Raw genomic sequence first — 25846 nt, forward strand, 5'->3', positions numbered from 1 at the left:
ACCCACTTGTCGCCGCTCGACGCCTTCTGGCATATCGCCAACCTCTTTCTTCCCGCCTGGGCCGTGGCGGCGCTGCTGGCCTGCGCCGTCAAGCTGCTGTGGCGGCGGGATCTGGCGGCGCTGACCTGGCGCCGCCTGGCCCTGTGGGGCGCCGCCGGCGGCAGCGTGGCAGTGATCGCCGCGCTGGTGATCACCGGGCACGACGGCAAGATGATCGGCTACGGGCTGATGCTGGCGGGCATCAGCCTGGCGCAGTGGCTGCTGATGATCAGGCGCTAATAACGCTTTCGTTGAGCAGCACCTCGCCGCGCAGCGAGTGCGCGAAGGCGGTCGTGATCTTCACGTCGATCAGCTGGTTCATCAGCCGCGCGTGGCCCTTGAAGTTGACGATGCGGTTGCACTCGGTGCGGCCCATCAGCTCGGTCGGGTCCTTCTTGGCGTGGCCGGTGACCAGGATGCGCTCGGTGCGGCCGACCATGCCTTCGCTGATGCGCAGCGTGTTGGCCTCGATCTCGGCCTGCAGCTCCTGCAGGCGCTTGATCTTGGTTTCATACGGCGTGGTGTCTTCCAGCGCCGCGGCCGGCGTGCCGGGGCGGGGGCTGAAGATGAAGGAAAAGCTCTGGTCGAAGCCGACGTCGCGGGCCAGCTTCATCAGCTTCTCGTGGTCGTCCTCGGTCTCGCCGGGGAAGCCGACGATGAAGTCGCTGGCGATGCGGATGTCCGGCCGGATCGCGCGCAGCTTGCGCATGATGCTCTTGAACTCCAGCGCCGTGTAACCGCGCTTCATCGCCATCAGGATGCGGTCGCTGCCGTGCTGCACCGGCAGGTGGAGGTGGTTCACCAGCTGGGGGATCTTGCCGTAGGCCTCGATCAGCCGCTGCGAGAACTCGTTGGGATGGCTGGTGGTGAAGCGCAGGCGCTGGATGCCGGGGATCTCGGCGGCGTACTCAAGCAGCAGGGCCAGGTCGGCGTACTCGCCGGTGTCGCCCATCTTGCCGCGGTAGGCATTGACGTTCTGCCCCAGCAGGTTGATCTCCATCACGCCCTGGTCGGCCAGGCCGGCGATCTCGGTCAGCACGTCCTCGAAGGGGCGCGAGACTTCCTCGCCGCGCGTGTAGGGCACGACGCAGTAGGAGCAGTACTTGGAGCAGCCTTCCATGATGGACACGAAGGCGGACGAGCCTTCCACCTTGGCCGGGGGCAGGTTGTCGAACTTCTCGATCTCGGGGAAGGAGATGTCCACCTGCGGGCGGCGCTGCTCGCGGCGGGCGGCCAGCATCTGCGGCAGGCGATGCAGCGTCTGCGGGCCGAAGACCACGTCCACATAGGGCGCGCGCTCAATGATGGCCGCGCCTTCCTGCGAGGCCACGCAGCCGCCGACGCCGATCAGCACGCCCTTTTCCTTCAGGTGCTTGACGCGGCCGAGGTCGCTGAACACCTTCTCCTGCGCCTTCTCGCGCACCGAGCAGGTGTTGAACAGGATCAGGTCGGCCTGCTCGGGGTCGTCGGTCTTCTCGTAGCCCTGGGCGGCGCCCATCACATCGGCCATCTTGTCCGAGTCGTACTCGTTCATCTGGCAGCCGAAGGTCTTGATGAAAACTTTCTTGGCGCTCATTGCTTCGTCCAGGTCTGCGAGGCTTGATCGAAGGACCAGGCGGCGGCCTGCGCGGCGGTGGTCGGCCAGGGCTTGTTGGCGGCTTCGGTGCTGTTGAGGATCCAGACGTCCATCAGTTGGCCGTCCGGCGCCACCGTGTAGTGCACGAGCAGCTTGGTGCCGGTGACGCTGGCCGGCTGCAGCAGCAGGTTGGTGTCGCCGCGCAGGCGCGAGCCGGGCGACATGCGGGCGGCCTGGCCGTTCAGCGTGACGTCGGGGCTTTGCGTGACGACGAGCACGCCGCGCAGCGCGTTGGGCGGGAAGTTGCGTTGAACCTGGGCGTTAGCGGCAGGCGCGACGATGGCCATCGCGGCCATCAGGGGAATCACACAGCGGTACATGGTATCTGTCCAGTGGCTGCGCTCGGATGAACGGCAGAAGCCGCAGATTGTAGGTGGACGGCTACTCCGCCAGCTGGAGCGCGGCTTCGCGCAAGGCCTCCACCAGCGGCGGCGTCGAGCCGTCCGGAATCCAGCCCGACAGCGCGATGCCCACATGCGCCGGGTCGCCCGAGGACACGGCCACGACGTGATGGTCCCGGTCGTCCGCCACATGCACCCGCGCGTAGCCGAGCTGCCGGATCTCGGCCAGCTTGGCCAGCAGTTGCGGCATGCCTTCCGGGAAGTTGGGAATCTCCGCCCGGTCCTTGTAGATCTCCGCCACCCGCTCGTCGCCCAGCTCGGCCAGCAGCACCATGCCGATGCCGCTGATAGTCGCGGGCAGCAGGCCGATGCGCCCCAGTCCGCGCGAGGCTTCGATGCCCGGCGGCGCGTGGAACAGGTAGCTGACGCTGTCGTTCCACAGCACGCCGAGGGCCACCGTGTGGCCGAAGCGCCGCAGGCCCTCCAGCAGCGGCAGCGCGCGCCGCATCAGGCCGGAGGCGAACAGGCTCTGCGCCGCCAGCACATGCATGCCGGGCCCGGAGGTGTACTTGCGGTTGGCGGTCTGCCGCGCGATGCCCAGGTAGGTCAGCGTCTTCAGCAGCCGGTTGACCTTGGTCGGGTCCAGGCCGATGCGCCGCGCCAGTTCGCGGCAACCGACCGGCTCGGGCGCCGTGGCCAGCGCCTGCAGCGTCGCGATGCCGTCGATGAGGCTCTGGTTCGGCTGGGCGCCAAGAAGCGACGATTGCATGCGGTCGGTGGTCACGGGCGAGGAGGGGCTGCGGGCAGCGGATGATGCCACCATCGTCAGCCCACCGCCTCCGCATGGTCCCAGAAGCGCGGCCCGGGCACGGCGCCCAGGCCCGGGCCGGAGGGTGGCCGGTACGCCCCGTCGCGGTAGGCCATGTCGGTCTCCAGCAGCGCCAGGCTGCGCTCGAAGATCGAGTGCTGCCACTCGTGCTTCCAGAAGCGCTCAGCCACGCAGGAAGCCTGCAGGCTGGCCGCGAGGAAGAGGCCGGTGCCGATCGTCGCGTGCGGCGCGAGCTGCACGCCGGCGGCCTCGCCGCGCCGCGCGATGCGCAGGAACTGCGTGATGCCGCTGTGGCCCATCTCCGGCTGCAGGTAGGCCAGCGGCGCGCGGCCGAGCCGGTGGCCGGCCTCGTACTCGGTGGCCCATTCCTCGCCGGCGGCCACCGGCACCGGGCTGGCGGCGCAGACGGCGATCAGCCCCTCGATGTCCTCGGGCTTCACCGGCGCCTCGATGAAGGCCGGCCGCAGCGGCGCCAGCGCGCGGGCCAGGGCCAGCGCCTCTTGCGCGTCGAACTTCCAGTGCAGGTCCACCATCAGCTCGGCCTGCGGCCCCAGCGCCTCGCGCAGCGCGGCGAACTCCCGGGCGATGCCCTCGTGGCTCACCACCGCGGCGAACTTGAAGGCGTTCACGCCGCGTTGCTGCCAGTCCCGCGCCAGCGCCACGCGCTCGTCCAGCGTGGCCGCCGGCAGGCCGGACAGATAGGCCGGCACCTCGGCGCGCCGCTGCGGCCCGAGCAGCTCGCGCAGCGGCCGGCCCAGCGCCCGCGCGCGCAGGTCCCACAGCGCGATGTCCAGCGCCGCGATCGCATCCACATAGGCGCCGCCGAAGCTGCCGCGCACCCGCATCAGCCCGTACATCTCGTCCCACAGCGCCTCCACCTCGCCGGGCAGGCCGCCGGCGAGCACCGGCGCCAGCAAGTCGTTGACGAACTCGCAGGTGGCGCGCGGCGCGCAGATGCCGTAGGTCTCGCCCCAGCCGACGGCGCCGCTGCGGGTGGTGATGCGCACGGCCACCGAACGGTCCACGCTGGGGTAGATCGTGCCGTTGCCGCGCCGCACGATGTAGCCGCGCTCGTTGATCGTCTCGTCCGGGCCGAGCGGGCCGAGGTAGGGCGTGTCGCGCGGCACGGTGACGATGAAGGTCTCGACGCGGGCGATCGCCTGGTCCGGGTGAAGGTCGGCCTGCATGCTCATCGCTCAGAAGGCTATCAGTTCGCGGGCGCGCAGGCGGGCCAGCAGCGCGTCGAGTTCCTGCAGGTCGAAGCGGTCCAGCTCGGGGCCGGCGGCGCGCGTGTACGTGCTCTCGATCAGGCCGCGCCGCTGCAGCACCGCCTTGGTCAGTCGCCAGCGGAAATTGGCCTGCATGCTCAGGAGCGGCAGCGTCTGCTCGAACAGGTCGCGCGCGGCCTGCTCGCGGCCCTCGACCCAGTCCCGGTGCATGCGCACATGCAGCTCGGTGATCTCGCTGGCCGGCATCGTGCCCTGGCTGCCGCGGGCCAGTTCGTCGATCACGTAGCGTGCCCCGGCGCCGCCGAAGACGGCATCCAGGGCGCCGCCGGCCAGTTCGCCGAGCTGGGTGATGCGCTGGCCCGAAGGCGCCGCCTCTTCCTTGACATAACGGATGCCCTCGACGGTGCGCGCCAGTTCGGCCACCGCCGGCAGCGGCATGCCGATGCCCATCGGCGCCGGTGCGTTCTGGACCATGATGGCCAGGCCCGAGGCCGCGTGCAGCTCGCGGTAGAAGCGGGCCATTGCGACGGTGTCGCCGGCATAGGCCTTGGGCGTCAGCACCATGGCCGAGACCGCGCCGGCCGCCGCGCCGGCCTGGGCGCAGGCCAGCGCCTCCTCGGGCGTGGTGGCGCTGGCGCCGACGACGAAGGGCAGGCGGCCGCCTATCCACTCGCCCAGCCGCGCCGTCATCTGCAGCCGCTCTTCCAGCGTCAGCGTGTCGTATTCGCTGGCCAGGCCGGGGAAGACCACGGCGCTGGCGCCGGAGGCGATCACGTACTCCAGCACGCGGCGGGTGCCGGCTTCGTCGATGGCACCGCTGCTGGTGAAGATGGTCGGGAGGATGGGCATCACGCTCTGTAGTGCAGGCATCTTGTCTCCGAAAGTGTTGCTATAGAAGCATACTTGTATGGTGCTTCATTAGCAACGATGTCGGTGTTTTATCCGGGTAAACGCCAAATATGAAGCGTTGATCCTTTAAAAATGTTGCTTTAATATACACACAACGACGGCGCGCTTCGTGGTCCTGCACGCCTCGGCACATACCGATAACGGAGACAAGAAAGGATCGAGCATGGGTAAGAAGAAGGCAGTGATCCGCGGGCTGCTGGCAGCGTCCACGGTCATCGGGTCGAGCGGCGTGGCGCTGGCGCAGGACGCCCCGGCGACTCCGGCACCGGCCGACGCGCAGCAACTCGACAAGGTCGAGATCACCGGCATCCGCAAGAGCCTGGAATCGGCGCGCAACCAGAAGCGCAACGCCACGCAGTTCGTCGACGCCATCGTGGCCGACGACATCGGCAAGCTGCCGGACCGCAACGTGGCCGAGTCGCTGTCGCGCGTCTCCGGCATCCAGGTGGACCGCGGCATCGGCGAGGGCACGAACGTGTCCATCCGCGGCCTGCGCCAGAACGTGTTCCTGTTCAACGGCCGCGAGATCGTCGACAGCACCGGCCGCGGCGGCACCGGCCTGGACCAGCTCGGCACGACCACCTACGGCATCATGGCCCTGGTGCCCTCGGAGCTGATCAGCAACCTCGAGGTCACCAAGCTGGCCGGCGCCGAGCAGATCGCCGGCGGCCTGGGCGGCATCGTCGACATCCGCTCGCGCCTGCCGCTGGACGGCCCCGACCAGTTGGTCGGCAAGCTGGGCCTGAGCCGCGACGCGCTGCCCGGCAAGAATGGGGACGAGTTGTTCGGCCTGATCTCGCGCCGGCTGGACGGCAACCGCCTCGGCATCATGGCCTCGGTCTCCTACGACCGCCGCCAGCTCTCGCAGCAGGGCCTGGACACCTTCTCCGGCTACCGCCAGTTCACCGACCCGAACAGCAGCGCGCCGACGCAGGTGCGCTTCGGCGACCAGGACGTGCGCGCCACCGACATCCAGGAAGACCGCCGCAAGAAGGGCTTCAACGGCGCGATCCAGTGGCGGCCGAGCAAGGCCTTCGAGCTGATCGCCGACACCTTCGTCTCCAAGCTCACCTCCGCGCGCGATCGCTACTGGATCGGCTTCAACCCGACCTCGGGCCTGAGCAACGCGAGCTACTCCGACAACAACATCCTGCTCTCCGGCCACGCCACCGTGCCGGTGCAGACCAACACCGAGTTCGCAGACGTCAAGGCCAGCGTCGTCTCCAGCGCACTGCGCGCCAAGTACCTGGTCTCCGACAGCCTGCGCGCCACGGCCGAGCTGTCCGGCGGGCGGTCCACCTCGAGCTACCACCAGCGCTACCTGCGCATGCAGCCGAACTCGAACATCACCAGCAGCGTGGACTTCGATCTCACAAAGGGCCCGTTCGGCGCCTTCACGATCAATGGCGTGAACCTGTCCGATCCGACGCAGATGACGCAGACGATCATGTTCGACAGCTACTTCAACGCCGCCACCGACAACAAGGCCGCCCGCGTCGACTTCAAGAAGAGCTTCGGCGATTCCTGGCTGGACTCGGCCGAGTTCGGCGCCCGCCATTCGCAGCTGGACTCCTCGCAGAACCCGCTGGTGGCCGACATCCGGCCCGCCGGCGGCATCCCCGCCAGCAGCCTGGCGGCCTTCATGACGACCTACTCGAACCCGGACTTCGCCCGCGGCGCCTTCGCCGGCCTGCCGCGCAGCTACCTGGTGCCTTCGCGCGATGCCTTCACCAGCTGCCACGCCTTCACCAACTTCCCGGCCATCTCGCAGAACGCCGCCTGCCTCGACGCGTCCACGCAACTGACCTCGGTGGCCGCCACCTTCGACATCAAGGAGCGCTTCGACGAGGCCTATGCCAAGCTGAACTTCGACACCGACGCGCTGGGCCGCAACGTGGCCGGCAATGTCGGCCTGCGCGCGATCCGCCGCAGCATGGACTCGATCGGCAACCTGATCAACACGGCCGGCGCCACCTCGCCCAACACTGCCACGCGAACCGATAACGAGCTGCTGCCCTCGGCCGTGGCCAAGGTCGATCTCACATCGCAGACGGTGATGCGCCTGGGCGCGGCCAAGGTCGTGGCCTTCCCGAACTCGGCCGACCTGAACAACGGCCTGCGCCTGTACGCGCCGACCTATGCCAACGGCGTGCTGGTCAACCCCGGCACCGGCACCGGCGGGTCTCCGCAGCTCAAGCCCTTCAAGGCCACGCAATTCGACCTGTCCTTCGAGCACTACTTCGGCAAGCAGGGCCTGGCCTCGCTGGGCCTGTTCGACAAGGATGTGTCCAGCTACATCATCCAGAAGCAGATCGCCGAGACCTACGGCAGCGACACCTACCTGGTGAACCGCAAGGTCAACGGCGAGGGCGCCAGCGTGCGCGGCGCCGAGCTGCTGCTGCAGCTGCCCTTCTACTTCCTGCCCGAGGCCTTCCAGGGCTTCGGCACGATGATGACCTACTCCTACATCGACTCGAAGACGCCGGTGAAGGATGCGGCCGGCCGCGACCTCACGTTCCCAGGCCTGTCCAAGCACAACTTCAACCTGGTCGGCTACTACGAGCAGGGCCCGTTCAGCCTGCGCGTGGCGCTGAACTGGCGCGACCCGTATCTGGTGAGCCTCTCGGCCGCCAATACCGGCATCTACACCGACAGCTACACCGACCTCTCCGCCACGCTGCGCTACGACTTCTCGCCCAGCGTCTCGCTGGGCCTGGAGGCCAACAACCTGCGCAACAGCAAGCTGCGCACGTACGATGGATCGAGCGAAGGGCTGCGGACGAACGCGATGTTCGGCCGCGTCTACAAGGCCAACCTGACCCTGAAGTTCTAAGAGCATGACGGTATCTGGAGGAGAACTGGCCGGCCGCCGCGCCCTGGTGAGCGGCGCGGCCAGCGGCATAGGCGCCGCCATCGTGCGGCGGCTGCAAAGCGAGGGCGCCAAAGTCGCGGGGCTGGACCTGCTGCCTTCGCCGGGCGCGGATTGCCAGCTGCTGGCCGACCTGCGCGACGGTGCGGCGCTGTCGGCGGCGCTGGCGCAGATGGAACAGCAGCTCGGCGGCGCGGCGGACATCGTCGTCCACGCCGCCGCGATCACCGCGATGGGCGGCGTGCTCGACGTCGAGCCTGGACGTTATGGGCAGATCTACGAGGTCAACGTCGTCGGGGCCGTGCGCCTGCTGCAGTTGTGCGTGCCCGCCATGCGCGAAGCGGGGAAGGGCGCGTTCGTGCTGATGTCCTCGATCAACGCGGACTTCGCCACGCCGAGCCAGGCGGCCTACGCGATGTCCAAGGCTGCGCTGAACAACCTGGCGCTGACGGCGGCGCTGGAGCTGGCGCCGCAGGGCATCCGCGTCAACGCGATCGCGCCGGCCTCCATCGACACGCCGGCGATGCGCGCCAGCATCGCCCGCCAGCCCGATCCTGAAGCGGCAAGCCGCGCCAACTGGCAGCGCCACCCGATCGCCCGCTGGGGCACGGCCGAGGAGGTCGCCGAGCTGGCGCTGTTCCTCGCCTCCGACCGCGCCTCGTGGATCACCGGCAGCATCCACCGCATCGACGGAGGCGCCAGTGTCACGAGAAGGTGAGCCCCCCGCCCGGTCTCGCGGCGCTGAACGCGCGCGAGCCCAGTCGGCCCCCCGAGGGGGCGCCGGCACTTGCGGCATGGAGCCGCAAGCGCCGCCAGTGGGCCGGCTTGGGAGCGGCCCGGCGCTCGGCCCGGAATGCCAAGACCGCCAAGAGCGGCTTTCATCCGACTAGGGTGGCGCGCGGCGCCATGGACAAAGCAATGCAACACGACACCGCCGACATCATCGGCATCAACTGGGGCAGCAGCAATTTCCGCGCATACCGGATCGATCCGGCAGGCCGCAAGGTGGACGAGTTCGCGCGGCCGGCCGGCGTCGCGGCGCTGGGGCGCGAGGGCATGGTCGAGGTGATGCGCGAGCTGGGCCAGCGCTGGCCGGTGCCGGCGGCGCGGGTCTATGCCTCGGGCATGGTCGGCTCCAACATCGGCTGGCGCGAGGCGCCGTACGTGAAGGCACCGGCCCGGCTGGAGGAACTGAAGCGCGGGCTCGTGGAGACCGAGATCGGCGGGACCGCCGTGGCCATCGTGCCCGGCGTGAGTTGCCGCCGTGCCTTCGACGACGGCCCCGACGTGATGCGCGGCGAGGAGATGGAGCTGTTCGGCTTCGCCGCCGCCAACCCCGAGTGGAACGGCCTGATCGCGCTGCCCGGCACGCACACCAAGTGGGCCCGCTTCAGCGCCGGCCGCATCGTGGACTTCTTCACGAGCATGTCCGGCGAGATGTTCGACCGGCTGACCGGCGCTGGCCTGCTGGCCTCGATCGTCGACGGGCCGGCCGAGGACGGGCCGGCCTTCCAGGAGGGCGTGGCCACCGGCCGCAAGCGCCAGCTGGGCCTGGCAACGACGCTGTTCGGCGCGCGGGCGCGGGTGATGCAGTCGCGCCTCGCGCGTGCCGATGCGGCGTCCTACCTGCGCGGCCTCTTGATCGGCGCCGAGATCGCCGACGCGCTGGCCATCCATCCGGGTCTGCAGCGCGCGCCGGTGCCGCTGGTCGGCAGTGGGCCCTTGTGCAAGCTCTACGCCAGCGCGCTGGAAGGGGCGGGCATCACCGGCATCGCCATCGAATCGGGCGAGGCCTGCGTCAGCGGCTTCGCGCGCCTGCACGCCGCCACGGAGGCACCATGACGACGACCAGGATCGCCCACATCGAAGCCATCCCGCTGCGCGTGCCGCGCCCGCTGGCGCCGCACATGGGCCACGCCGTGCAGCCCAACGAACGCGGCTACCTGATCGACCCCGACAACGGCACGATCTACCCTGCCGACGACCGCGCGCTGCTGATCCGCATCGACTGCGAGGACGGCACGGTCGGCTGGGGCGAGACCTACGGCATCGTCGCAGCCGGCGCGGTGCGCGAGCTGGTGGACGACGTGATCGCGCCCTGGCTGCGCGGCCGCGACCCGCTGGACGTGCAGCGCATCTGGGAATCGCTCTACAACATGATGCGGGTGCGCGGCTACACGACAGGCTTTTGGCTGGACGCGCTGGCCGGCGTGGACATCGCGCTGTGGGACTTGTGCGGCAAGCGCCTCGGCCAACCGGTGCACAAGCTACTGGGTGGCGCGGCGCGCACAACCATTCCCGCCTACATCACCAACATCCAGGGCGCGGACGAGAACGCCAGGCTCGACTTCATCGCCGCCCAGCATGCCGCCGGCTACCGCGCCTTCAAGGTCCACGCGTCGACGGCCTTCGACGCGGTGGCGCTGATCCACAGGATGCGCGAGCGCCATGCCGACATCGAGATCATGCTGGACCTGCACTGGTGCCACACGGCCGCCGAGGCGATCGCAATCGCCAAGCGCATCGAACCCTGCGGCATCGCCTTCCTCGAAGCGCCGGTGCGCGTCGAGGACGTGGACGGCCTGGCCCGCGTGGCCGCGGGCACCAGCATCCCGATCGCCGTCGGCGAGGAATGGCGGACCGTCTTCGATGCGCACTTGCGGCTGAAGACAGGCGCGGTGGCGGTGGTGCAACCCGAGATGGGCCGTACCGGCATCACCCAGTTCATGCGCATCTGCCAGCTGGCCGAGCTGCACCATGCGCGCATCGCGCCGCACGCGACGATCGGCTTCGGCGTCTTCATGGCGGCCAGCCTGCAGGCCAGCGCCGCCGTCGAGAGCCTGACCCGGCACGAGGTGCAGAACCACATGTTCCCGCGCTACCTGCCACTGTTCGACACGACGATGAGTTGCGCGGCCGGTGCCTATTCGCTCACGACCGAACCCGGCCTGGGCATCACGCCGAAGCCGGCGCTGTTCGAGCACCGCCTGCCATGACGAGGAATCACCGCCTGCTGGGCGCCCTGGTGCTGGCGCTGCTCGCCGCCTCCACCTTCCTCAACTACCTGGACCGCCAGGTGCTCTCGCTGCTGGCTGGTCCCGTGCAGCAGGCGCTGGCGATGGACGACAAGGCCTACGCCGGCGTCGTCACCGCCTTCATGCTGGCCTACACGCTGGGCAACCTCAGCGCCGGCTGGCTGATCGACCGGCTGGGCGTGCTGCGCGCGGCGCCGTTCTTCGTCGGCGCGTGGTCCGTCGCCGGCTGCATCAGCGGCCTGGCTCAGACGATGCCGCAGCTGGCCGCGAGCCGCTTCGTGCTCGGCGTATTCGAGGTGGGCAACTTCGTCGCCGCGCCGCTGCTGGTGGCGCTGTTCCTGCCGGCGCGGCAGAAGGCCTTCGGCGTCGGCGTGTACACGGCGGCGGCGATGTTCGGTGCGGCCGTCTCGCCGCCGCTGATCACTGGCATCGACGCGGTGCTGGGCTGGCGCGCGGCCTTCCTGCTGCTGGGCGGCGCGGGCCTGGCCTGGGTGGCGCTGTGGCTGGTGCTTGTACCGCGGAGCTCGCCCGAGTCCGCGACGGCCTCGGAAGCGGATGCCGTGCGCGACGGCGCGATCGAGCTGCCGCGCTGGCGCGATGCGATCGCCGAGCCGCGCGTGTGGGCCATCGGCTTCGGCACGATGCTCAGCTACCCGGTCTGGTTCTTCTACCTGAACTGGTTCCCCAAGTACCTGACCGACGAGCGTGGGCTCAGCACGCTGGAGATGGGCCAGCGCGCCTGGGTGGTCTACCTCGCCGCGGGCCTGGGTTGCCTGGCGGCCGGCGGCGTGATCGCGCTGATCGCGCGGCGCGGCCACAGCCCGGTAAAGGCGCGGCTGCTGGCGATGGCCGGCGTGGCCGTGCTGGCGCCCACCGGCGCGATCAACTTCTTCGCGCCGCCGGTGGCCGTCAGCCTCGTCTCGGCCGCCTGGGTGGCCTTCATCCACATGATCTGGCAGGTCACCATCACCTCGCTGCCGCTGGAGCTGTTCGCGCCGCGCAGCCTGCCCAAGGTGTTCTCGGTGGCCGGCATCGCCAGCGGCGTCGGCGGCATCGCCAGCACCTGGCTGATCGGGCAACTGGTCGGCAGCGTCAGCTACCGGCCGATGTTCGTCGTGATGGGCTGCGCCTATGCGCTGGCGCTGGCGGTACTGCTGGCGCTGCTGTCGGCCGGGCAGCGGCGGGTGCGGGTGGCCCATGTCTGAGCAACGGTTTCGAGAGGCGCTGGCGCAGCGGCCGCTGATCGCCATCCTGCGCGGCATCACGCCGGAGGAGGCGGTCGAGGTCGTGCAGGCGCTTTACGACGAGGGCATCCGCATTGCCGAGGTGCCGCTGAATTCGCCGCGGCCCTTCGAGACGATCGCGCGGCTCGTGCAGCGTTTCGGCGACCGGATGGTGATCGGCGCGGGCACGGTGCTGACCGTGGCGCAGGTGCGCGAGCTGGCCGCCACCGGCGCGCTGCTGTGTGTGTCGCCGAACGTCGATGCGGCAGTGATCGCCGAGGCCGTTTCGTTGGGCCTGGTGCCGCTGCCCGGCTACCAGACGCCCAGCGAGGCTTTCGCCGCGCTGGCGGCCGGGGTGCGGCAGCTGAAGCTGTTCCCGGCGGCCGGCCGCGAGGCGGACATCGCGGCTCTGCACGCGGTGCTGCCGGCGGGGACCGAGGTGATCGCCGTCGGCGGGGCGACGCCGCAGACGCTCGCCTCGCAGCTAGCCGCCGGCGCCGCGGGCGTCGGCGTCGGCTCGGACCTGTACAAGCCGGGCATGTCCGCCGCTGCGGTGCGCGAGCGCGCGAGAGCCTGGGTGCGCGCCTGTGCCTTGCCCGAGGTCGAGCTGGCCTGGAACCCGCAATGCCAGATCGGCGAGGGACCAGTGTGGCGAGGCAGCGATGGCGCCGTGCTGTGGGTCGATCCGGTGCGCTCGATGCTGCTGAAGCATCGCGACGGCGTGAGCAGCGAGACCGCGCTGGACACGCCGGTCTCCGCGCTAACCTTGTCCCTCGACGGACAGCGATTGATCGGCTGCTTCGAGAACGGCATCGGTGAGGTCGACGAGCACAGCGGCCGGGTGCGCCAGGGCGCCACCGCCGCGCTCGACCCCGGCTGCCGCTTCAACGACATGACCCGCGACGCCGACGGCGGCCTCTGGGTCGGCGCGATGCACAAGGGCCTGCTGGCCGGCCGCGGCGCGCTGTACCACGCGCCTTCCTTCGATGGCCCGCTGCGTCTCGTGGCGCAGGGCCTCGGCGTTCCCAACGGCATGGCGATCACGCCGGATCGCCTCTACCTGATCGACACGCTCTCGCGCCACCTGCTCGCCTATCCGCGCCGGGGCGCCGAACTCGGCGAGCCGCAGATCGTCACCGACTTCCTCGACCTGCCTGGCAAGCCCGACGGCATGGCCCGGGCACCCGACGGCAGCCTCTGGGTGGCGATGTGGGGCGGCGGCTGCGTGCTGCGCGTCGGCGAGGGCGGCGCAATCGAGCAGCGCATCGCGATGCCCGGCACGCACCACATCAGCAGCCTCTGCTTCGATGACCGGGGCGCCATGTGGGTGACGACATCGCGGATGCGCCAGAGCGCCGCACAACTGGCCGCCACGCCGCGGGCCGGCGGCCTGTTTCGCGTCCGCCTCGCGGCCTGAGTTCAACCGGCGATCACCTCGAGGAAGCTGCGCACCATCCGCATGTCGCGCCGCTCGCCGAGGCAGACGACGTGGGCATAGGTGCGCGCCTCCGAGTCGCCCAGCTTCACCGCATGCAGCCCCGGCCCCGGCACGAACTCCACCTCTGACACCGCGGCCAGGCCGATGCCCTGGACCACGGCCTCACGGATGATCTCGCGGCTGCCGATCTCCATCACGATGCGCGGCTCGACCTTGGCCGCCTTCAGCGCCGCCTCGAAGGCCTTGCGCGTCGTCGAGCCCTGCTCGCGCATGATCAGCGGCTCGCCCGCCAGCTCCGCGATGCGCACGCTGCGCCGCTTCGCGAAGCGGTGCTCGGCCGGCACCAGCAGCCGGATCGGATGCTCGCTGTACGGGATCGCGACGAAGCGCCGGTCCTTGGAGAACTGGGCGAGCACGCCCACGTCCGCGCGGTAGTCCAGCAGCCGCTCCAGCACGTCCTGCGAATTGCCGGTGCTGACGGAAACGGTGATGTCGGGATAGCGGCGGTTGTACAGCGCCAGCATCTTGGTCACGTGATAGGGCCCGACGGCAGCCACCCGCAGGTGGCCCGAGCGCAGCTCGCCGGCATCGGCCAGCAGCTGCCGCGCCTCGCCCTCCAAGCTGAAGATCTGCCGCGAGATCTGCAACAACCGCTCGCCCAGCTCGGTCGTCTGCACACGGCGGCCGTAGCGGTGGAACAGCTCGACGCGGTAGCTGTCCTCCAGCGAGCGCACCTGCGTCGTGATCGTGGGCTGGCTCACATGGAGCTGCTCCGCCGCCTTGGTGAAGCCGCCCGCGCTGGCGACGGCGTGGAAGGAGCGCAATTGTGTCAAACGCATGAAATGGAGCTCCCGATTTTCCCGGTGGTCATATAGATCCACTCAATTTGAAATCAGAAAACATTGAATTTGTATGAATCCGCGAAGGCATCGACAGTGCAGGCCATGACTTCTTCGATCCCCGATTCCATCGCGGTCAACGGCCGTTTCTACCAGCGGCCCAGCGAGCCCGCCGTCGTGCTCTGCATCGACGGCTGCGAGCCCGACTACATCACCCAGGCACTGCAGGCGGGCGCGATGCCGAAGCTGCAGCAGATGCTGGCGCGCGGCGCTGTGACCTCGCTGGTCGGCGACGCGGTGATGCCCACCTTCACCAACCCGAACAACCTGTCCATCGTCACCGGCGTGCCGCCGGCGGTGCACGGCATTGCCGGCAACTACTACCTGGACCGCGCCAGCGGCGCCGAGGTGATGATGAACGAGCCCGAGCTGCTGCGCGCGCCGACGCTGCTGGCGGCGATGTCCGAAGCGGGCGTGCCGGTCGCCGTCATCACCGCCAAGGACAAGCTGCGCCGCCTGCTGGGCCACGGGCTCTCTTCAGGCAGCATCTGCTTCTCGGCCGAGAAGGCCGATGAACAGCAGCAGGCGCTGGCCGGCCTGTCGCTGCCGGACGTGTACAGCGCGGCGCTGAGCGAGTTCGTGTTCGCCGCCGGCGTGGCGCTGCTGCGCGCCGGCCGGGCACGGCTTCTGTACTTGTCCACCACCGACTACGTCCAGCACAAGTGCGCGCCCGGCACGCCCGGCGCCAACGCCTTCTACGCGATGCTGGACCGCTACCTCGGCGAGCTCGATGCGCTCGGCGCCCGCATCGCGCTGACGGCCGACCATGGCATGAACGCCAAGACCGACGCCGCCGGCGCGCCGCGCATCGCCTTCCTGCAGCCGCCGCTGGACGCCGCGCTGGGCGAGGGCGAGGCGCGCGTGATCCTGCCGATTACCGATCCCTACGTGGTCCATCACGGCGCGCTGGGTTCCTTCGCCACCATCTATCTCGCGGATCCGGCCCATGCCGCCGCGGCCGCCGCGGTGCTGCGCGCGCAGCCGGGCGTGGAGCTGGTGCTGACGCAGCAGCAGGCGGCGGAGCGCTTCGAGCTGCCGCCGGATCGCATCGGCGACCTGGTCGTCGTGGCCGAGCGCCTGGCCGTGCTGGGCACGGCGCCCGAGCGGCACGACCTGGCCGCGCTGCAGGACCTGCCGCTGCGCTCGCACGGCGGGCTCTCGGAGCAGCAGGTGCCGCTGCTGTTCAACCGCCGGTTGCGCGATGTACCGCAGCGCCGCCTGCGGAACTTCGATGCCTTCGAGCTGCTGCTGAATCACGTCCGAGCATGAGCCTCCACCGCTTTCACAACCCGGTGCGCACGATCGCCGGGCAGGGCGCACTGCAGGCGCTGCCCGACTTGCTGGCCGGCCGCCGCGCGCTGCTGCTGAGCTTCCCCGAGGCCGGCCCGCTCGGCCTGCTCGATGACCTGCGGGCGCAGGTCGTCGCCGTCATCGACACCATCACGCCGAACCCCGACATCGCCGACCTGGCCGCGCTTTACGACGAGGTCTGGCGCCATGACGCCGAGGTGCTGATCGCGCTCGGCGGCGGCAGCGTCATCGACAGCGCCAAGGCGGTGCTGGCCGGCACGCCCGGCGGCACCTTCGACGCGATCGCCGCGCTGCTGCGAGAAGGCACGCGTTTCGACATGCCGCGCTGCAAGGCGCTGATCGCCGTGCCGACCACGGCCGGCACCGGCAGCGAGGTCACGCCCTGGGCCACCGTCTGGGACCGCGAGCAGCAGCGCAAGCATTCGCTGCAACTCGACATCACCTGGCCCGAGGCCGCCATCGTCGACCCCGCGCTGATGATGAAGCTGCCGGCCGCCGTCACGCTGCAGAGCGGCCTCGACGCGTTGTCGCACGCGCTGGAGGCGCTCTGGAACCGGCACGCGAACCCGGTGTCGGACGCGCTCGCCGTGTCGGCCGCGCGCAGCATCGTTTCCACCTTGCCGGCTCTGATGAAGCAGCTGGACGATCCGGCCCTGCGCGAGGCGATGGCCCTCGCGGCGCTGCAGGCGGGCCTCGCCTTCAGCAACACGCGCACCGCGCTCGCTCATTCGCTGAGCTACCCGATGACCTTGCGCCACGGGCTGCCGCATGGCATCGCCTGCTCGTTCACGCTGCCGCTGGTGGCACGGCTGGCGATCGGCCGCGATGCGGGCCGGGACGCGCTGCTGGCGCAGGCGCTGGACGTGCCGGCGCAGCAGGTGCCCGCGCGATTGGAGTCGCTGCTGCATACCCTGGGCGTCAGGACCAGCTTCGCCGACTACGGCGTCGGCGAGGCCGAGGCCGCCGCGCTGCTGGACGAGGCCTTGCTCGGAGATCGCGGCCGCAATTTCATCGGAGCTGCATCAGCATGAGCTACAGGGAAGAACTTCTACGCCTGCGCGGCGAGCGCGTGGCCGGCGACAGCGGCCGTTTCGAGGTGATCGATCCCTCCACCGGCGAGCCGGTCGGCAGCGCCGCCAAGGCCAGCCGCGAGCAGGTCGAACAGGCGCTGCACCATGCCAAGGCCTACCGCAGCCCGCTCAGCCGCTTCGAGCGCGCCGAGATCCTGCGCCGCGCCGCTGCGCTGCTGAGTCAGCGCGCCGACGAGGCCGCGCAGCTGATCACCGCCGAGTCCGGCCTCTCGCTGCAGGACAGCCGCTACGAGATCGGCCGCGTGTCCGACGTGCTGCTGTTCGGCGCCACCGAGGCGCTGAGCGACGACGGCCAGGTCTTCGCCTGCGACCTGACAGCGCACGGACGGCAGCGCAAGGTGATCTCGATGCGCGAGCCGCTGCTGGGCGTCATCGTCGCCATCACGCCCTTCAATCACCCGATGAACCAGGTGGCGCACAAGGTCGTGCCGGCGATCGCCAGCAACAACCGGCTGGTGCTGAAGCCCTCGGAGAAGGTGCCGCTGTCGGCGCTGTGGTTCGCCGACCTGCTCTATGAGGCGGGCCTGCCGCCGGCGATGTTCCAGGTGCTGACCGGCGACCCGGCCGAGATCGGCGACACGCTGATCACCCACCCGGCCGTGGAGTTGGTGACCTTCACCGGCGGCGTCGAGATCGGCAAGCGCATCGCCGAGCGCGCGGGCTACCGCCGCACGGTGCTGGAACTCGGCGGCAACGATCCGCTGATCGTCTGCGAGGACGCCGACCTGGACCGCGCCGCCGCGCTCGCCGCTCAAGGCTCCTACAAGAACTCCGGCCAGCGCTGCACGGCGGTCAAGCGCATCCTCGTCCATTCGGGCATCGCCGAGGCCTTCACCGAGCGCCTGGTCGCCGCCACCGAGGCCTGGACCTACGGCGATCCGCGCGACGAACGGAACGCCATGGGAACCGTCATCGACGAAGCCGCCGCCCGCCTGCTGGAGCGTCGCGTCGATGCCGCCATCGCCGCCGGCGCCCGGCTGCGCTGCGGCCACCGCCGCCGCGGCGCGCTGCTCGCGCCGACGGTGCTGGACCGCGTGCGTCCCGAGATGGAACTGGTGTTCGAAGAAAGCTTCGGCCCGATCTCGCCGGTGATGACCTTTGGCTCGGTGGACGAGGCGATCGCGCTGGTCAACGCCAGCCGCTTCGGCCTGTCGTCCGGCGTCTGCACCCAGCGCATGGACTGGATCACCCGCTTCGCCAAGGAGCTGCAGGTCGGCACCGTCAACGTCTGGGAGGTGCCCGGCTACCGCACCGAGCTCACGCCCTTCGGCGGCATCAAGGACTCGGGCCTGGGCCACAAGGAAGGCGTGCAGGAGGCGATCAAGGCCTACACGCAGCTCAAGACTTTTACCTTGCCGTGGTGATGCCGGTGCTAACGCTTCGTTCCAGCGCAATGCGCCATCAGCCCGTAGAGCTGCTCCAGCGCATGCTCGCGGCTCGCCGGCCAGCGTTCCGGCCGCTTGGCCTGGTCGTCCCAGCTGCGCAGCCGCAGCGCGTCCTCCGCATGGGGCTGCTCGCGCCATTGCGCGGCCTCGGCCGCAGCCATCGGGCCGCCCTGCAGCGCCAGGCTGCGCACGGAGTCCTCGCTGAGCCGCGCCAGGTACTCCGGCTGGCGGGCGACGAGATAACGCTTGGCCTCGACGTGCAGCGCCACCGGCCGCGCCACGGCGGCGCCGAACAGCGGCTCCAGCAGCACGGCGGCGCGGGCCTCGTGCCGGTCGTCATGGCCTTGCAGCGAGGGCGTGTCGCTTTTTCCGTCGATGAACTGGCCGTCCAGCAGATGCCCGATGTCGTGCAGCCAGGCCGCCAGCTGCAGCGGCGCCGGCGCGTAGGCGTCGCGGGCCAGCTGGCCGCACTGCCAGGCGTGCTGCCACTGGGTGACGCCTTCGCCGGCGTATTCGAGATGCCCCAGGCGCTCGAAGCGCGTGATCAGGTCCTGCCAGTGCTCCATGCGGCGAGCTTATTCGGCGTCCGTTCCCCGTTGATGACGGCTCCGTGTCACTGCGGATTCACCAATGCTTCCTACGCTCGATGCCATGAATACGAATGACCCGATCGTGCAGGTCGACGACCTGCGCAAGAGCTTCGCCGGGCAGCCCGCGCTGAAGGGCATCACGCTGAAGATCGCCGAGGGCGAGCGGGTGGCGCTGCTGGGCGCCTCCGGCTCCGGCAAGTCCACGCTGCTGCGCTGCCTGTGCGGGCTGGAGACGGCCGAGTCCGGCGCGGTGCGCGTGTTTGGCGAGACGTTGCAGTCCGAGGGCCGGCTGAGCCCCCGGATCCGCTCGCTGCGCCGCGGCATCGGCGTGGTGTTCCAGCAGTTCAACCTGGTCGGCCGCCTGCCGGTGATGACCAATGTGCTGACCGGCCTGGCCGCCGAGGTGCCGCTGTGGCGCGCCCTGAGCGGCCGCTTCACGCTGCTGCACCGGGCGCGGGCGCTCGACGCGCTGGACGCGATCGGCCTGGCGCCGCAGGCCTTCCAGCGTGCCTCCACGCTCTCGGGCGGCCAGCAGCAGCGCGCGGCTATCGCCCGCGTGCTGGTGCAGGGCGCGCGGCTGCTGCTGGCCGACGAGCCGGTCGCCTCGCTGGACCCGGAGTCCACCCGCCGCGTGATGGAGCAGCTCGCCGCGCTGAACCGCGAGGCCGGCATGACGCTGGTCGTCAGCCTGCATCACGTGGCGCTGGCGCGGCGCTACTGCGAGCGCGTGATCGCGCTGCGTCACGGCGAGCTGGTCTTCGATGGCCCCAGCAGCGCGTTGACGCCCGAGTTCCTGCGCGAGCTCTACGGCAGCGCCGCCGACGAGCTTGAGTCCGACGAAGAACAGCACATTCCTTCCATTCCCCACCCGGCCCGGCTGACAACACCGCTGGCCGCCTGAACCCGGAGATCTCTCATGATCAAGAAAATCGTTCTCACCGGCCTGCTGGCCGCCGCCTCGCTGAGCTCGGCATTCGCCCAGGAGATCAGCTTCGGCATCATCGCCACCGATTCCGCCTCCACCCAGCGCGAGCGCTGGGAGCCCTTCTTCCGCGATATGGAGAAGAAGACCGGTCTCAGCGTCAAGAGCTTCTACGCGCCCGACTACGCCGGCGTGATCGAGGCGATGCGCTTCAACAAGATCCAGGTGGCCTGGTACGGCAACAAGGCGGCGATCGAGGCGGTGGACCGCGCCAACGGCGAGGTGTTCGCCCAGGTCGTCTATGCGGACGGCAGCATCGGCTACAACAGCCTGCTGATCACGCACAAGGACAGTGCCTACAAGACGCTGGACGACGTGCTCAAGAACGGCAAGGCGATCAACTTCGGTATCGGCGACCCGAACTCCACCTCGGGCTTCCTGGTGCCCAGCTACTACCTGTTTGCGCAGAACCACATCGACCCGCGCAACACCTTCAAGACCGTGCGCAACGCCAGCCACGGCGCCAACATCCAGGCGGTGCTGGCCAGGCAGGTCGAGGTGGCCACCAACAACACCGAGGAGATCACCAAGCTCGAGGCCACCAAGCCCGAGCTGGCGAGCCAGATCCGCGTGCTGTGGAAGAGCCCGCTGATCCCCAGCGACCCCTTCGTCTGGCGCAAGGACCTGGACCTTGCGGTGCGGGCGAAGATCAAGCAGTTCGTCGTCAACTACGCCAAGACCGACGAGGCCGAGAAGGCGATCCTGAAGAACATCTACAACTACGGCGGCTTCCGCGAGTCGAGCAATGCGCAGCTGATCCCGATCCGCACGCTGGAGCTGGCCAAGGAGCGCATGAAGCTCGAGGGTGACGAGCACATGGAGGCGGCGGCCAAGAGCAAGGCGCTGGCCGAGATCGACGCGAAGATCGCGGCGCTGAAATCGTGAGCGACGCTGCGCTGCACCTGCTGCGGGAGCGCGCCGCGGCCCAGCGGCCCGGCCCGCTGCGCTACCTGGGCTGGATCGCCGCTTTTGCCGTGCTGGCCTGGGCCTGGCAGGGCGCGGAGATCCGCCCGCTGGACCTGATCCGCGACTCGGCCAATATCGGCACCTACGCCCGCGACTTCTTCCCGCCCGACTTTCGCGACTGGCGCATCTTCGTGCGCGAGATGGTCGTCAGCGTGCACATCGCGATCTGGGGCACGCTGCTGGCGGTGGTCGCGGCCGTGCCGATGGGCCTGCTCTGCGCCTCGAACATCGCGCCGGCCTGGCTGCACCAGCCGGTGCGTCGACTGATGGACGCCTGCCGCGCGATCAACGAGATGGTGTTCGCGATGCTGTTCATCGTGGCCGTGGGCCTGGGCCCGTTCGCCGGCGTGCTGGCGCTGTTCGTGCATACGACGGGCACGCTGGCCAAGCTCTTCTCCGAGGCGGTGGAGGCGATCGATCCGCGCCCGGTCGAAGGCATCCGCGCCACCGGCGCGCACAAGCTGGTGGAGCTGCTCTACGGCGTGATCCCGCAGGTGCTGCCGCTGTGGCTGAGCTTCACGCTGTACCGCTTCGAGTCCAACGTGCGCTCGGCCTCGGTGGTGGGCATGGTGGGTGCGGGTGGCATCGGCGTGGTGCTGTTCGAGGTGATCCGCGGTTTTCAGTACGGGCAGACCTGCGCGGTGCTGATCATCCTGGTGGTGACGGTCAGCGCGATCGACATCGGCTCGGCGGCGCTGCGCAAGCGGTTCATCTGATGGTGATGGACGTGGAGAATTTCGATCTGGTCGTCGTCGGCGCCGGCATCGTCGGCCTCGCGCATGCGCTGATGGGCGCGCGCCGTGGTTGGCGGGTGGCGGTGGTGGAGCGTGACCAGCGCTGCGTCGGCGCCTCGATCCGCAACTTCGGCTTCATCACGGTGACCGGGCAGCGGGCCAGCGATACCTGGTGGCGGGCGATGCGGTCCTCGCAGGTCTGGGGCGAAGTGGCGGCAGCGGCTGGCATCCCGATCCTGCAACGCGGCCTGTGGGTCGCGGCACAGCGGCCTGCAGCGGCGCAGGTGCTGGAAGCCTTCCGGGCGACCGACATGGGGCGGGACTGCGAACTGCTGGGGCCCGAAGCGGCGGCCAGTCGCGCGCCGATGCTGAAGGCCGATGCGGCGGCCCTGTACTCGCCGCACGAACTGCGCGTCGAATCGCGCGAGGCGATCCCGCGGCTGGCCGCCTGGCTGGCCGAAGCGCACGGCGTGCGCTTCTTCAACGGCGAGGCGGTGCTGCATGTGGAGCCCGGTCGGGTGCAGACGGCGCAACGTGTCTTCGAGGCCGAGCGCATCGCCCTGTGCCCCGGCACCGACCTGCGCGGCCCGGCGCTGCGCTGGCTGCCGCCGACGCTGCGCCTGAGCCAGCTGCAGATGCTGCGGCTGATGCCCGAAGCGCCGGTGCAACTGCCCGCGCCGGTGATGGCGGACCTGAGCCTGGTGCGCTATGCCGGCTATGCGGCGCTGCCCGAGGCGCAGCCGCTGCTCGCGCAGTTGCAAGCGGAATGCCCCGAGAGCCTGGCCCACGGCATCCACCTGATCGCGGTGCAGAGCGCGGACGGCAGCCTCGTCGTCGGCGATTCGCACCATGAGCATGCGAGCCCGGAGCCCTTCGCCAGCGAGCGGGTGGACGCGCTGATCCTCGACCATCTGCACGAGGCGATCCGGCTGCCGCGCTGCCGCGTCATCGAGCGCTGGACCGGCGTCTACCCGACCGGCCACACGGCCGATGCGCTGGTCGAGGCGCCCGAGGCCGGCCTGCGCATTGTCCTCGTCACCAGCGGCACCGGCGCGAGTACCGCCTTCGGCATCGCGGAAGAGGTCGTGCGCGACTGGTGATTCAGTTCCGGGCGTTCAGCCCGCGCTCCAACAGCGACAGCTTCTGCCGGAAGGCCCGGCGCAGCCGGTAGAGCTGCGCCGGCCGGTTCGCGCGGCCCAGCTCCTGCGCGCCCTCGACCGGCTCCACCATGCCCAGCTGATCGATCTTGCGGCGAAAGCTCACCTTGTTGATCGGCTCGCCCAACAGCGCCTCGTACACCGCCTGCAGTTGCGGCAGCGTGAAGGTCTCTCCGCACAGGTGCACCGGCAGCGAGGAATACTGGCTCTTGGTGCGCACGCGCGCCACCGCGGCCTCGATGATGGCCCGGTGATCGAAGGGCAGGCGAGGCAGGCGCGCCACCGGCCGCAGCTGCAGGCCGGGCTGGCCTTCCAGCAGCGCGGCCGGCACCAGCGCGTAGTACGCCACCGACAGCGACCACCCGCGCGGATCCCGCTCGGGCCCGCTGAAGCTGCCCAGCTGCTCCAGCCAGGGGCTGGCCAGCGCCGCCTTCTCGCGCAGCACGCGCACGGCGGCCTCGGTGGTGCTGCGATCCTGCGCCGTGCGCACATAGCCGCCGGGCAAGGCCAGCGCGCCCTCGAAAGGCGCATGCTCCCGCTCGATCAGCGCGACCTGCAGCTGCTGCTCGTGCAGCGTCAGCAGCACCACGTCGACGGTGCAGATCAGCGCATCGGCAATCGCCTTCTTCTCAGCCATCGCTCGCATCCATGCTTGCCTAGTTAGTTGCAATGTTATACGAAGTGACCTAGAGTCGGGCCAAGGAAGAAGGAGAACGCCATGATCCAGCTGCTGATCATCGACCCGCAGAACGACTTCTGCGACCTGCCGGAGAACTACCGCCCGCTCCACCCGTTGACCGGACAGGCGCAGCAGCCGGCACTGCCGGTGGCGGGTGCCCATGCGGACATGCAGCGGCTCGCGGCCTTCGTCGGACAGGCCGCCGGGGTGCTCGACGGCATCACCGTCACGCTCGATTCCCACCACCGCCTGGACATCGCCCATCCGACCTTCTGGCTGGGAGCCGACGGGGCCCCCGTGGCTCCCTTCACCGAGATCACCGCCGCCCAGCTTCGTGCCGGTGCCTTCCGCCCGCGCGATCCCGCGGCGCTGCCGCGTGCCCAGGCCTATCTGGACGCGCTGGAAGCCCGCGGCCGCTACACGCTGATGGTCTGGCCGGTGCACTGCCAGATCGGCAGCTGGGGCCACAACGTCCATGCGGACCTGCTGGCCGCCTGCGGCGCCTGGGAGGAGGGGCGAGGGCGGGTGATGCAGGCGGTGATCAAGGGCACGAACCCCTGGACCGAGCACTACAGCGCGCTGCAGGCCGAGGTGCCCGATGCGGCCGACCCCGATACCGAACTCAACGAGGCGCTGCTGGCCAGCCTGGGCCGCGCCGACCTGCTGCTGGTCGCCGGCGAGGCCAGCAGCCACTGCGTGAAGGCGACGACCGAGCACATCCTGCAGCACCTGCCCAGCGGCCGCCTGGACAAGGTCGTGCTGCTGAGCGACTGCATGAGCCCGGTCACCGGCTTCGAGCCGCAGGCCGCGGGCTTCCTGGCCGATGCCGCGCAGCGCGGCGCGCGCATCGCCACCAGCCGTGAGATGCTCGCCGAACTGACCCGCTGAAGAAGCAAGAGACCACGATGCCCCCGGTGATCACCAGCCTGCTCGATACCGACCTCTACAAGTTCACGATGTGGCAGGCGATGCTGCATCGCCATCCGCAGACGCAGTCGGAGTACCACTTCGTCTGCCGCAACGACAGCGCCTATCCGCTGGCCGATCTGCTGGACGACGTGAACCGCGAGCTGGACAGCCTGTGCGCGCTGATGTTCCGCGCGGACGAACTGGCCTACCTGAGCAGCCTGCGCTTCATCAAGTCCGACTTCGTGGACTTCCTGCGCATCTTCCATTTCCAGCGCGACTTCATCACGGCGCGTGCCGGCGCGAACGGCTCGCTGGAGATCGTCGCCCGCGGCCCGCAGGTCCATGTGATGGCCTTCGAGATCTTCGTGCTGGCGCTGGTCAACGAGCTGTACTTCCGCCGCTTCGACCGCGAGGCCGCGCTGGCCGAGGGGCGGCGCCGGCTGCAGGCCAAGGTGGACCGGCTGCATGAGTTCGGTCGTGCGGCGCCGCTGGCCCACCCGTTCGAGCTGTTCGATTTCGGCGTGCGCCGCCGCTTCGCCGGCGACTGGCAGCGCGAGGTCGTCACGACGCTGCGCGACCAGGCCTCGGCCGTCTTCAAGGGCACCTCCAACGTGCAGCTGGCGCGCGACCTCGGCCTGGTGCCGATCGGCACGATGGCGCACGAGTACCTGCAGATGTACCAGGGTCTCGGCGTGCGCCTGCGCGACCACCAGAAGGCCGCGCTGGAGGATTGGGTGCAGGAGTACCGCGGCGACCTGGGTATCGCGCTGACCGACGTGATCGGCATGGACGCCTTCCTGGCCGATTTCGATCTCTACTTCGCCAAGCTCTTTGACGGCCTGCGCCACGACTCGGGCGACCCGGTCGTCTGGGGCGAGAAGGCGCTGGCCCACTACGCGAAGCTGCGCATCGACCCGCACACCAAGCGTCTGGTGTTCTCCGATGGCCTCGATATCGAGACCGCCATTTCCCTGTACCGGCACTTCGGCGATCGCACGCAGCTGGGCTTCGGCATCGGCACGCACCTGACGAACGACGTGGGCCTGCAGCCGCTGAACATCGTGATGAAGCTGACCCATGTCAACGGCCAGCCGGTGGCCAAGCTCTCCGACAGCCCCGGCAAGACGCTGTGCGACGACCAGACTTTCCTGGCCTATCTGCGCCAGGTGTTCGGCGTCCAAAGATAAAAGTACAGGCGAACCTTCGTTTTGTGCAGGGCCTTCCACGGCCCTTTTTCATAACCTTCAGCCCAAGCGGAGCCTCGTCGGGCCCGCGTGACAACAACAGGGAGTCGCCGCGTCCATGCGAGCACCCCAGGAGACACGGCTGATGGAATCGCACACCCCACTTCCTCCGCGCTGACGGCTCCGGCCGTCCCGGCACTCCCACGCCTTTCGTCGCCATCACCCGCTCGCGGTGAGGCCCCTGCACGCCCCTTTTTCTTTTCTTCACCTCAACCACAAGAACCCGGAGAGAGACAGACATGATGAAGACCACGATCGCCGCCGCCGCGCTGCTGGCCTGCGCCGCCGCCGTTCATGCCGACGAGGCCGCCGCCCCCCATGGCGCCCCGCCCACCAACTGGAACGACACCT

General features: G+C 69.7%; 24 protein-coding genes. 16 read left to right on the forward strand and 8 right to left on the reverse strand.

The window, feature by feature from the left end:
- Positions 1-6 precede the first annotated feature (6 nt).
- Positions 7-279, forward strand: coding sequence for a hypothetical protein (locus B0W88_RS04630; RefSeq protein ID WP_077033486.1), 273 nt, complete (start codon positions 7-9; stop codon positions 277-279).
- Here the strand turns inward: B0W88_RS04630 and miaB are convergent.
- The 5 genes from miaB to B0W88_RS04655 all read right to left on the reverse strand — a co-directional run bounded on the left by miaB (position 269) and on the right by B0W88_RS04655 (position 4923).
- Positions 269-1615: a tRNA (N6-isopentenyl adenosine(37)-C2)-methylthiotransferase MiaB gene (gene miaB / locus B0W88_RS04635; protein ID WP_077033487.1), complete on the reverse strand. Its 1347-nt coding sequence runs from the start codon at positions 1613-1615 to the stop codon at positions 269-271. The two genes, B0W88_RS04630 and miaB, sit on opposite strands and share 11 nt — an antisense overlap.
- The gene (locus B0W88_RS04640) at positions 1612-1995 is read right to left on the reverse strand and encodes a hypothetical protein (RefSeq protein WP_077033488.1); all 384 of its coding nucleotides are present in this window, start codon (positions 1993-1995) and stop codon (positions 1612-1614) included. Before B0W88_RS04640 ends, miaB begins: the two co-directional genes overlap by 4 nt.
- Before the next feature lie 61 nt (positions 1996-2056).
- Positions 2057-2839 carry an IclR family transcriptional regulator gene (locus B0W88_RS04645; RefSeq protein WP_198937769.1) on the reverse strand — a complete coding sequence of 261 codons (783 nt, stop codon included), beginning with the start codon at positions 2837-2839 and terminating at the stop codon, positions 2057-2059.
- Between the two features lie 2 nt (positions 2840-2841).
- A complete protein-coding gene (locus tag B0W88_RS04650; protein WP_077033507.1) occupies positions 2842-4032 on the reverse strand; it encodes a mandelate racemase/muconate lactonizing enzyme family protein in 1191 nt (396 codons plus the stop codon).
- A gap of 9 nt (positions 4033-4041) precedes the next feature.
- Positions 4042-4923, reverse strand: a complete 882-nt coding sequence (locus B0W88_RS04655) for a dihydrodipicolinate synthase family protein (protein ID WP_198937770.1) — start codon at positions 4921-4923, stop codon at positions 4042-4044.
- A gap of 223 nt (positions 4924-5146) precedes the next feature.
- On the opposite strand from B0W88_RS04655, the gene B0W88_RS04660 reads away from it, so the two are divergent.
- The 6 genes from B0W88_RS04660 to B0W88_RS35300 all read left to right on the forward strand — a co-directional run bounded on the left by B0W88_RS04660 (position 5147) and on the right by B0W88_RS35300 (position 13527).
- Positions 5147-7816, forward strand: coding sequence for a TonB-dependent receptor (locus B0W88_RS04660; protein ID WP_077033490.1), 2670 nt, complete (start codon positions 5147-5149; stop codon positions 7814-7816).
- 4 nt (positions 7817-7820) lie between these two features.
- Entirely contained in the window at positions 7821-8570 is a 750-nt protein-coding gene (locus tag B0W88_RS04665) for an SDR family NAD(P)-dependent oxidoreductase (protein ID WP_077033491.1), read from the forward strand.
- Between the two features lie 200 nt (positions 8571-8770).
- Positions 8771-9694, forward strand: a complete 924-nt coding sequence (locus tag B0W88_RS04670) for a 2-dehydro-3-deoxygalactonokinase (protein WP_158080797.1) — start codon at positions 8771-8773, stop codon at positions 9692-9694.
- The gene (locus B0W88_RS04675; RefSeq protein ID WP_077033492.1) at positions 9691-10848 is read left to right on the forward strand and encodes a mandelate racemase/muconate lactonizing enzyme family protein; all 1158 of its coding nucleotides are present in this window, start codon (positions 9691-9693) and stop codon (positions 10846-10848) included. Before B0W88_RS04670 ends, B0W88_RS04675 begins: the two co-directional genes overlap by 4 nt.
- A complete protein-coding gene (locus tag B0W88_RS04680; protein ID WP_077033493.1) occupies positions 10845-12092 on the forward strand; it encodes an MFS transporter in 1248 nt (415 codons plus the stop codon). Before B0W88_RS04675 ends, B0W88_RS04680 begins: the two co-directional genes overlap by 4 nt.
- A complete protein-coding gene (locus tag B0W88_RS35300; protein WP_077033494.1) occupies positions 12085-13527 on the forward strand; it encodes a 2-dehydro-3-deoxy-6-phosphogalactonate aldolase in 1443 nt (480 codons plus the stop codon). Before B0W88_RS04680 ends, B0W88_RS35300 begins: the two co-directional genes overlap by 8 nt.
- Positions 13528-13529: 2 nt before the next feature.
- Here B0W88_RS35300 and B0W88_RS04690 read toward each other — a convergent pair whose 3' ends face one another.
- Complete coding sequence (locus tag B0W88_RS04690) at positions 13530-14387, reverse strand: LysR substrate-binding domain-containing protein (protein ID WP_077033495.1); 858 nt, start codon at positions 14385-14387, stop codon at positions 13530-13532.
- A 105-nt stretch (positions 14388-14492) separates the two neighbouring features.
- Between B0W88_RS04690 and phnA the strand changes: the two genes are divergently transcribed.
- Genes phnA through phnY form a run of 3 tightly spaced genes read left to right on the forward strand, consistent with a single transcriptional unit; the run spans position 14493 to position 18213 of the window.
- Positions 14493-15716 carry a phosphonoacetate hydrolase gene (phnA, locus tag B0W88_RS04695; RefSeq protein ID WP_077033496.1) on the forward strand — a complete coding sequence of 408 codons (1224 nt, stop codon included), beginning with the start codon at positions 14493-14495 and terminating at the stop codon, positions 15714-15716.
- A complete protein-coding gene (gene psrA, locus B0W88_RS04700) occupies positions 15713-16789 on the forward strand; it encodes an iron-containing alcohol dehydrogenase PsrA (RefSeq protein WP_077033497.1) in 1077 nt (358 codons plus the stop codon). Before phnA ends, psrA begins: the two co-directional genes overlap by 4 nt.
- The gene (phnY, locus tag B0W88_RS04705) at positions 16786-18213 is read left to right on the forward strand and encodes a phosphonoacetaldehyde dehydrogenase (RefSeq protein ID WP_077033498.1); all 1428 of its coding nucleotides are present in this window, start codon (positions 16786-16788) and stop codon (positions 18211-18213) included. Before psrA ends, phnY begins: the two co-directional genes overlap by 4 nt.
- A gap of 8 nt (positions 18214-18221) precedes the next feature.
- Here phnY and B0W88_RS04710 read toward each other — a convergent pair whose 3' ends face one another.
- The gene (locus B0W88_RS04710) at positions 18222-18800 is read right to left on the reverse strand and encodes an HD domain-containing protein (protein ID WP_077033499.1); all 579 of its coding nucleotides are present in this window, start codon (positions 18798-18800) and stop codon (positions 18222-18224) included.
- An 85-nt stretch (positions 18801-18885) separates the two neighbouring features.
- On the opposite strand from B0W88_RS04710, the gene phnC reads away from it, so the two are divergent.
- Genes phnC through B0W88_RS04730 form a run of 4 tightly spaced genes read left to right on the forward strand, consistent with a single transcriptional unit; the run spans position 18886 to position 22606 of the window.
- Positions 18886-19725: a phosphonate ABC transporter ATP-binding protein gene (gene phnC, locus B0W88_RS04715; RefSeq protein ID WP_077033500.1), complete on the forward strand. Its 840-nt coding sequence runs from the start codon at positions 18886-18888 to the stop codon at positions 19723-19725.
- A 15-nt stretch (positions 19726-19740) separates the two neighbouring features.
- Positions 19741-20691, forward strand: coding sequence for a phosphonate ABC transporter substrate-binding protein (phnD, locus tag B0W88_RS04720; RefSeq protein ID WP_077033501.1), 951 nt, complete (start codon positions 19741-19743; stop codon positions 20689-20691).
- Positions 20692-20747: 56 nt separating this feature from the next.
- Positions 20748-21488 carry a phosphonate ABC transporter, permease protein PhnE gene (phnE, locus tag B0W88_RS04725; RefSeq protein WP_233151624.1) on the forward strand — a complete coding sequence of 247 codons (741 nt, stop codon included), beginning with the start codon at positions 20748-20750 and terminating at the stop codon, positions 21486-21488.
- Positions 21489-21499: 11 nt separating this feature from the next.
- Positions 21500-22606 carry a TIGR03364 family FAD-dependent oxidoreductase gene (locus B0W88_RS04730; RefSeq protein ID WP_077033510.1) on the forward strand — a complete coding sequence of 369 codons (1107 nt, stop codon included), beginning with the start codon at positions 21500-21502 and terminating at the stop codon, positions 22604-22606.
- Position 22607: 1 nt separating this feature from the next.
- Here B0W88_RS04730 and B0W88_RS04735 read toward each other — a convergent pair whose 3' ends face one another.
- Positions 22608-23300, reverse strand: a complete 693-nt coding sequence (locus tag B0W88_RS04735; protein WP_077033502.1) for an NUDIX hydrolase — start codon at positions 23298-23300, stop codon at positions 22608-22610.
- Between the two features lie 81 nt (positions 23301-23381).
- On the opposite strand from B0W88_RS04735, the gene B0W88_RS04740 reads away from it, so the two are divergent.
- Together B0W88_RS04740 and pncB are read left to right on the forward strand one after the other, a co-directional pair.
- Positions 23382-24230, forward strand: a complete 849-nt coding sequence (locus B0W88_RS04740; protein ID WP_077033503.1) for a cysteine hydrolase — start codon at positions 23382-23384, stop codon at positions 24228-24230.
- Positions 24231-24247: 17 nt separating this feature from the next.
- Complete coding sequence (gene pncB, locus B0W88_RS04745) at positions 24248-25438, forward strand: nicotinate phosphoribosyltransferase (RefSeq protein WP_077033504.1); 1191 nt, start codon at positions 24248-24250, stop codon at positions 25436-25438.
- Positions 25439-25846: the final 408 nt, after the last annotated feature.

Source organism: Pelomonas sp. KK5 (genome assembly GCF_001984095.1).
Lineage (GTDB): Bacteria > Pseudomonadota > Gammaproteobacteria > Burkholderiales > Burkholderiaceae_C > KK5.